General features: G+C 74.2%; 4 protein-coding genes. 3 read left to right on the top strand and 1 reads right to left on the bottom strand.

All coding sequences use genetic code 11. The features are described from left to right. Positions 1 to 166: 166 nt before the first annotated feature. Together dapA and AC0IVP_RS13815 are read left to right on the top strand one after the other, a co-directional pair. The gene (gene dapA, locus AC0IVP_RS13820; protein WP_471757237.1) at positions 167 to 1,087 is read left to right on the top strand and encodes a 4-hydroxy-tetrahydrodipicolinate synthase; all 921 of its coding nucleotides are present in this window, start codon (positions 167 to 169) and stop codon (positions 1,085 to 1,087) included. Further along, entirely contained in the window at positions 1,084 to 2,787 is a 1,704-nt protein-coding gene (locus AC0IVP_RS13815; protein WP_471757235.1) for a ribonuclease J, read from the top strand. Before dapA ends, AC0IVP_RS13815 begins: the two co-directional genes overlap by 4 nt. Positions 2,788 to 2,811: 24 nt before the next feature. On the opposite strand, the gene AC0IVP_RS13810 is transcribed toward AC0IVP_RS13815, so the two are convergent. Next, entirely contained in the window at positions 2,812 to 4,764 is a 1,953-nt protein-coding gene (locus AC0IVP_RS13810; protein ID WP_471757233.1) for a prolyl oligopeptidase family serine peptidase, read from the bottom strand. A gap of 96 nt (positions 4,765 to 4,860) precedes the next feature. On the opposite strand from AC0IVP_RS13810, the gene AC0IVP_RS13805 reads away from it, so the two are divergent. Then, positions 4,861 to 7,440, top strand: a complete 2,580-nt coding sequence (locus AC0IVP_RS13805) for an FtsK/SpoIIIE family DNA translocase (protein ID WP_471757231.1) — start codon at positions 4,861 to 4,863, stop codon at positions 7,438 to 7,440. Positions 7,441 to 7,443 lie beyond the last annotated feature (3 nt).

Raw genomic sequence — 7,443 nt, 5'->3', positions numbered from 1 at the left:
GGGTCGCCGCGAGCGTCGACTTGCCCGCCGACGGCGGGGGCGTCCGGGGGGAGGGTCACGGCCGCATCCTGCCCGGGGCGTCCGAGGGCCGCCCGCCCGGGCAGGAGCGGCCAGCTGCCCGGCAGCGGCCCGGCAGCGGCCCGCGACCGGTCGGTAAGTTCGACCCATGTCCTCACCCGTCCCGGCCACCGGAGCCCGCGACCCCCGGCGGCCCTTCGGTCGCGTGCTCAGCGCCATGGTCACGCCGATGACCGAGGACGGCACGGTCGACCTGGCCGGCGCCCAGGAGCTGGCCGCGCACCTGGTGGACCGCTGCGCGCACGACGGCCTGGTGGTCAACGGCACGACGGGGGAGTCCCCGACGCTCAGCGACGCCGAACAGCGCTCGGTGCTCGAGGTGGTGCTCGACGCCGTGGGCGACCGGGCGGTCGTCGTCGCCGGGGTGGGCACCAACGACACCGCGCACTCGATCGACAAGGCGCGGGACGCCGAGCGTCTCGGGGCGCACGCGCTGATGGCCGTGACGCCGTACTACAACAAGCCGCCCCAGTCCGGGCTGCTCCGGCACTTCACCTCGATCGCGGACAGCACCGACCTGCCGGTGATGCTCTACGACATCCCGCCGCGTTCGGTGGTGCCGATCGAGGTGGAGACCCTGGTCCGGGCCGCCGAGCACCCGCGGATCGTCGCGGTCAAGGACGCCAAGGGCGACCTGCCGGCCGTGGCCTGGACGCTGGCCCGCACCGACCTCGTCTACTACAGCGGTGAGGACGCGCTGAACCTCCCGCTGCTGGCCCTCGGTGCGGTCGGCGTGGTGAGCGTCGTCGGGCACCTCGTGGGGCCGCGGCTGGCCGAGCTGATCGCTGCCGTCGAGGCCGGGGACCTGGTGCGGGCTCGCGAGGTCAACACCTCGCTGCTGCCGGTCTACACCGGGGTCTTCCGCACCCAGGGCGCGATCCTGGTCAAGGCCGCGCTGCGGCTGCAGGGCCTGCCCTCGGGTCCGGTCCGTCCGCCCCTGGTCGACGCCACCGAGGAGGAGGTGGCCCAGCTCCGCCGCGACCTCGCCGAGGGCGGCGTGCAGCTGTGAGCGGCCCGCTGCCCAGCACGGCCCACCTGGGGCTGACCGACCCGCCACCGCTGCCCGCGGGCGCGTTGCGGGTCGTCCCCGTCGGCGGGCTGGGCGAGATCGGCCGGAACATGGCCGTGCTCGAGTTCGACGGCGCGCTGCTGGTCATCGACTGCGGCCTGCTGTTCCCCGAGGCCGACCAGCCCGGCATCGACCTGGTGCTGCCCGACTTCAGCGTCATCGCCGACCGGATCGACGACGTCGTGGGCGTCGTCCTCACCCACGGGCACGAGGACCACATCGGCGCGGTGCCCTACCTGCTGCGGCTGCGGGCGGACCTGCCGCTGATCGGCTCCCGGTTCACCCTGGCCCTGGTGGCGGCGAAGCTCCGCGAGCACCGGATCGAGCCGGTTCTCGTCGAGGTCACCGCCGGTGACCACCACCAGGCCGGGCCGTTCGACACCGAGTACGTCTGCGTCAACCACTCCATCCCCGACGCGCTGGCCGTCGCCGTGCACACCCCGGCCGGCACGCTGGTGCACACCGGGGACTTCAAGATGGACCAGCTGCCGCTGGACGGCCGGGTCACCGACCTGGCCACCTTCGCCCGGCTCGGGGACGCCGGGGTCGACCTGCTGCTCAGCGACTCGACCAACGCCGAGGTGCCCGGCTTCGTCACCAGCGAGCGGTCCATCGGCCCGGTCGTGGACGGCGTGTTCGCCCGCGCCGGGCAGCGGCTGATCGTCTCCAGCTTCGCCAGCCACGTGCACCGCATCCAGCAGGTCCTCGACAGCGCCGTCCGGCACCGGCGCAAGGTCGCCCTCGTCGGACGCTCGATGGTGCGCAACATGGGCCTGGCCCAGGAGCTGGGGCTGCTGCACGTCGAGGCGGGCCTGGTGGTCACCCTCGAGGAGGCCCTGCAGATGCCGCCGGCCCAGGTGGTGCTGGTCAGCACCGGCTCCCAGGGTGAGCCGCTGAGCGCACTGGGCCGGATGGCCCGCGGCGACCACGCCCAGGTCACGATCACCGCCGGGGACACCGTGCTGCTGGCCAGCTCGCTGGTGCCCGGCAACGAGACCGCGGTCTACGGCGTCATCAACGGGCTGACCCGGCTGGGCGCGACCGTGGTGCACAAGGAGACCGCCCGGGTGCACGTGTCCGGCCACGCGCCCGCGGGGGAGCTGCGCACCCTGCTGCAGGTCACCCGCCCCAGGCACCTGCTGCCCGTCCACGGGGAGTGGCGGCACCTGCGGGCGCACGCCGCGATCGCCGCCGAGACCGGGATGCGGGCCGACCAGGTGCTGCTGGCCGAGGACGGCGTCGTCGTCGACCTGGTGGACGGCCGGGCCTCGATCGTCGGCCGGGTGCCCATCGGCGACGTCTACGTCGACGGGCTCGGCGTCGGCGAGGTGGGCGAGGAGTCGCTGCAGGCCCGCCGGATCCTCGGGGAGGAGGGCTTCGTCGCCATCACCGTGGTGGTGGAGCCCACGACGGGCACCCTGGTGCGACCGGTGCACCTGACCGCCCGCGGGTTCGCCGACGATCCCACGGCCTTCGACCCCGCGCTGGCCCTGGTGGAGACGGCGCTGCGGGCGGCGCTGGCCGACGGCCCGGTGGAGGCCCAGAAGCTGTCCCGGGTCGTCCGCCGCACCGTCGGCACCTGGGTGGCCCAGACCCACCGCCGCCGGCCGATGATCGTGCCGACGGTGCTCGAGGTCTGACCCGGGGTCTGGCCGCCCCCGACCTCAGCGGACCGTGATCGGGGTGATCCCCTCGGCCGCGGGCAGCTCGAAGCCGAGCACCTGAGCGTAGAAGGACAGCTCGCCGTCCAGCGCCGCCCGGATGTTGGCAGCCTGCCGGAAGCCGTGCTGCTCCCCGGGGAAGAGCAGGTAGGCGTGCGGCACCCCCTTGTCCCGCAGGGCCGCGACCATGGTCTCGGCCTGCTCGGGCGGCACGATCCGGTCCTCCGCACCCTGGAAGACCGCCAGCGGGGTGGAGAGCCGGTCGACCGCGTGGATGGGGGAGCGCTCGGTGTAGACGGCCTCGCCCGCCGGCCAGGGGGCGATCAGCCCGTCGAGGTACCGGGACTCGAACGAGTGCGTGTCCGCGGCCAGGGCCGCCAGGTCGGCCACGCCGTAGTGGCTGGCACCCGCGGCGAACACCCCGGGGCGGAAGGTGAGCGCGGCCAGCGTCGTGTACCCACCGGCCGAGCCGCCGCGGACGACCGCCCGGGCCGGGTCGACGCGCAGCGCCCCGGGCGCGTCGGGGGAGGAGAGGTACCGCACGCAGGCCACGACGTCGTCCAGGTCGGCGATGCCCCACCGGCCCTGCAGCGCGTCCCGGTAGGCCCGGCCGTAGCCGGTGGACCCGCGGTAGTCGACGTCGGCGACGGCGAACCCGCGCGAGGTCCAGTACTGGGTGCCCAGCGTGAGCACCGGCGAGGCCGCGGACGTCGGACCGCCGTGCACGACCACCACCAGCGGCGGGAGCTCGCCGGGCGGCGCGGTGACGTCGGGGTTGGTGGGCGGGTAGACCAGCGCGTGCGCCTCCGTGACGCCGGAGCCGTCATCGGTGGTCGGGAAGGTGACGTGCACCGGCCGGGAGAACCACGCCGGGTCCAGCTCCTGCGGGGCCGGGCGGAGTTCCTCGACCGTGCCCGCGTCGACGTCGACCCGGGCGACGACGGGCTTCGTCGTGGGGCCGCCGGCGACACACACCACGGCGGTGCCGTCGGCGCGCAGCTGGCCGAAGGAGGCGTACGGGGTGTCGACCTCGCGGAGCCCGTCGGCGGTCAGGACGGCGAGCCGGTCGGCGCCGTCCCGGCCGACGGCCAGCACCAGCCGGCCGTCGGGCAGCTCGGTGAAGCGGCTGGCACCGAACACCCACTGCGGACCGGTCAGGTCGCTGCCGGTGTCCAGCAGCAGCTCGGGTCCCGTCCCCGGGCGCCACCGGTACAGCGCCCACACCCCGGTGCGGTCGGCGGTGAAGAGCAGTGAGCCGTCCGCGGACCAGACCGGCTGCACGACGGACTCCGGACGGGCCCCCGACCGACCGCCGGCGACGACGGTCTCCCGCCCGTCCGGTGCGCGCACGACGAGCTCGGCGGCGTCCCAGGGCATGTCCGGGTGCTGCCACTGCAACCAGCACAGCGACCCGTCCGGGCCCAGCCGCGGGTCGGACACGAAGTCGGGGCCGGTGACCAGCACGTCGACGGTGCCGTCGAGTGCGACGGTGACGACCTCGTGCACCACCTCGGCGGCGTCCCCGGAGGCCGTGTGGGTCTCCCGCACGGCGAGCACCAGCCCGCCGGGGGTGACCGTCAGGTCGGCGAAGCGCACCCCGGCCGGGATCTCCGGGGCCGCGGTCAGCGCCTCGGGCTCCCCGCCGCCGGGCAGGACCCGGTACAGCCGCTGGTCGCCGAAGTCGGTGAAGAAGACCGTGCCCCCGTCGACCGCCCAGGAGCCACCGCCGTACTCGTGCACCCGGGTGCGGGCGTTCCAGGGCGCCGGCAGCAGGTCGGTGGTCGTCCCGTCGGCCGCACGGTGCACCAGCACCGTGCGCCCGCCCTCGGACGCCCGGCCCTCCGCCCACCAGACGCCGTCGTCCACCACGGCCACCTCGCCGAGGCGCGCCGCGCCCTGCACCACCAGCTCGGAGGTGATCGGGGTGGGCCAGCTGCCGAACGGGTGCGTCTGCATGCCGCGACGGTAGCCAGCGGGTCCGACAGGAGCGCCCGGCAGACACGCAGTCCCGCCTGCCACACGAGCACCACGCACTCGCCTACCGTCGGCGACATGCCTGCGCGCGCGTCCACCCCGAGCCGGCGGCCGGCGGCCGGCGGCTCGTCGCGGAGCCGCCCGGCCACCACGTCCGCCAAGAAGAAGGCGCCCGCCAAGCGGGCCACGGGCACCCGTGCCCCGGCCAAGCGCGGCTCCACCACCGCGGCCCGTCGTCCGGCCGCGAAGCCGCGCCGCTCGATCGGCGCCGGGCTCTGGTCGGCCGCCAGCGGCAGCTGGTCGTTGCTGGCCCGCGGCGCCGGTGGCCTCGCCCGCTCCGTCGCCCGGCCCGACGAGGCCGAGCCGCTGGCCCCCGAACACCGCCGTGACGGCGTCGGCCTCGCCGTCCTCGGGCTGGCGATCGTGCTGGGCGTCACCGCCTACGTCGGCGACGTCGGCCCGGTCGGGTCCGACATCGCCGGTGCCTTCCGCTGGGCCTTCGGCGCGCTCACCTACGTGCTGCCCGTGGTCCTGCTGGTGGGTGCGGTGCGGCTGCTGCGCCACGGGCCCAAGCCCGAGGCGCGCGGCCGGCTGGTCATCGGCTGGGTCTGCGTGGTGCTGCCGGTGCTGGGCATCGCGCACCTGGTCACCGGTTCCCCGGCCGACGACGCCGGTCGCGACGCCGGCGGCGGTCTGGTCGGCTGGGCCATCGGCAACCCGGTGGGGGCCGGCGTCGGCCCCGTCGTGGGCGTCGCCCTGCTGCTGCTCGCGGTCTTCTTCGGCGTCCTGGTCATCACCGCCACCCCCGTGCACCAGGTGCCCGAGCGGTTGCGCGGCTGGTTGGACCGGGTCACCGGTCGCGCCGAGGACGACGAGGAGTACGACGAGGACGAGTACGAGGAGTTCGACGACGGTCTGGACGTCGTCGAGCCCGAGCCGGTCGTCAAGCCCCGCCGCAGCCGCGCCAAGGCCGCACTGGAGACCCTGACCGGGGCCGACTCGATGGACACCGGCGTCGTGGACACCGGCGCCCTGGACGGCGCGGCGGACGCCGTCGCCGTCGAGCCGGTGGGCACCGCCTCGCTGCGCCGTCCCCCCGTGGTCGACCGCACGCTCAAGCCCGTCGAGCTGGAGCCGATGCCGCAGGGCGACTCCGAGCAGCTGCAGATCGAGCCGGTCGAGGGCGACTACGTCCTGCCCTCGCTGAACACGCTGCGCGCCGGCACCCCGCCGCGCGCCCGCTCCAAGTCCAACGACGTCGCCATCGAGGCGATCACCGGGGTGCTGGAGCAGTTCAACGTCGACGCTGCGGTCACCGGGTTCACCCGCGGACCGACCGTCACCCGCTACGAGGTCGAGCTGGGGCCCGCGGTCAAGGTCGAGAAGATCACCGCGCTGACCCGCAACCTGGCCTACGCCGTCGCCAACGACAACATCCGGATCCTGGCGCCGATCCCCGGCAAGTCCGCCGTGGGCATCGAGGTGCCCAACACCGACCGCGAGACCGTCAGCCTCGGCGACGTCATGCGATCGGGGGCGGCCAAGCAGGACCCGCACCCGATGCTGGTCGGGCTGGGCAAGGACATCGAGGGCGGCTTCGTCTGCGCCAACCTGGCGAAGATGCCGCACCTGCTGGTGGCCGGTGCCACCGGTGCCGGCAAGTCCTCCTGCATCAACTCGCTGCTGACCTCGCTGCTGCTGCGGGCCACGCCCGACCAGCTGCGGATGATCCTCATCGACCCCAAGATGGTCGAGCTCACGCCCTACGACGGCATCCCGCACCTGATCACGCCGATCATCACCGACCCCAAGAAGGCCGCCACCGCGCTGGCCTGGCTGGTCGAGGAGATGGAGCAGCGCTACCAGGACATGCGCGCCACCGGCGTCCGGCACATCGACGACTTCAACAAGAAGGTCGAGCGCGGGGAGATCACCGCGCCGCCCGGGTCCGAGCGGGTCTACCGGCCCTACCCCTACATCCTGGCGATCGTCGACGAGCTGGCCGACCTGATGATGGTCGCTCCCCGCGACGTCGAGGAGTCGATCGTCCGGATCACCCAGAAGGCCCGTGCGGCCGGCATCCACCTGGTGCTGGCGACCCAGCGGCCCTCGGTCGACGTCGTCACCGGGCTGATCAAGGCCAACGTGCCCTCGCGGCTGGCGTTCTCCACCTCCAGCCTCACCGACAGCCGGGTCATCCTCGACCAGCCCGGCGCGGAGAAGCTGATCGGCATGGGCGACGCCCTGTTCCTGCCGATCGGCGCAGGCAAGCCCATCCGCGTGCAGGGCGCCTACGTCTCCGACAGCGAGATCGAGGCGGTCGTCGAGTTCACCAAGCGGCAGGCCGAGCCCGACTACCGGCAGGAGGTCGTCGAGAAGGCCGGCGGCGAGCAGAAGGAGATCGACGAGGACATCGGCGGGGACCTGGAGCTGCTGGTCCAGGCCGTCGAGCTCGTCGTCACCAGCCAGTTCGGGTCGACCTCGATGCTGCAGCGCAAGCTCCGGGTCGGGTTCGCCAAGGCCGGCCGGCTGATGGACCTGATGGAGAGCCGCGGGATCGTCGGCCCGTCGGAGGGTTCCAAGGCCCGCGACGTGCTGCTCAAGCCCGATGACCTGCCCGGCACCCTCATGCTGCTCCGCGGCGGCGGAGAAGGATGACAG

The sequence above is a fragment of the Klenkia sp. AC732 genome (assembly GCF_979256525.1).
Note: the sequence above shows the minus strand (reverse complement) of the source record. Positions and strands in the feature narration are given on the sequence as shown.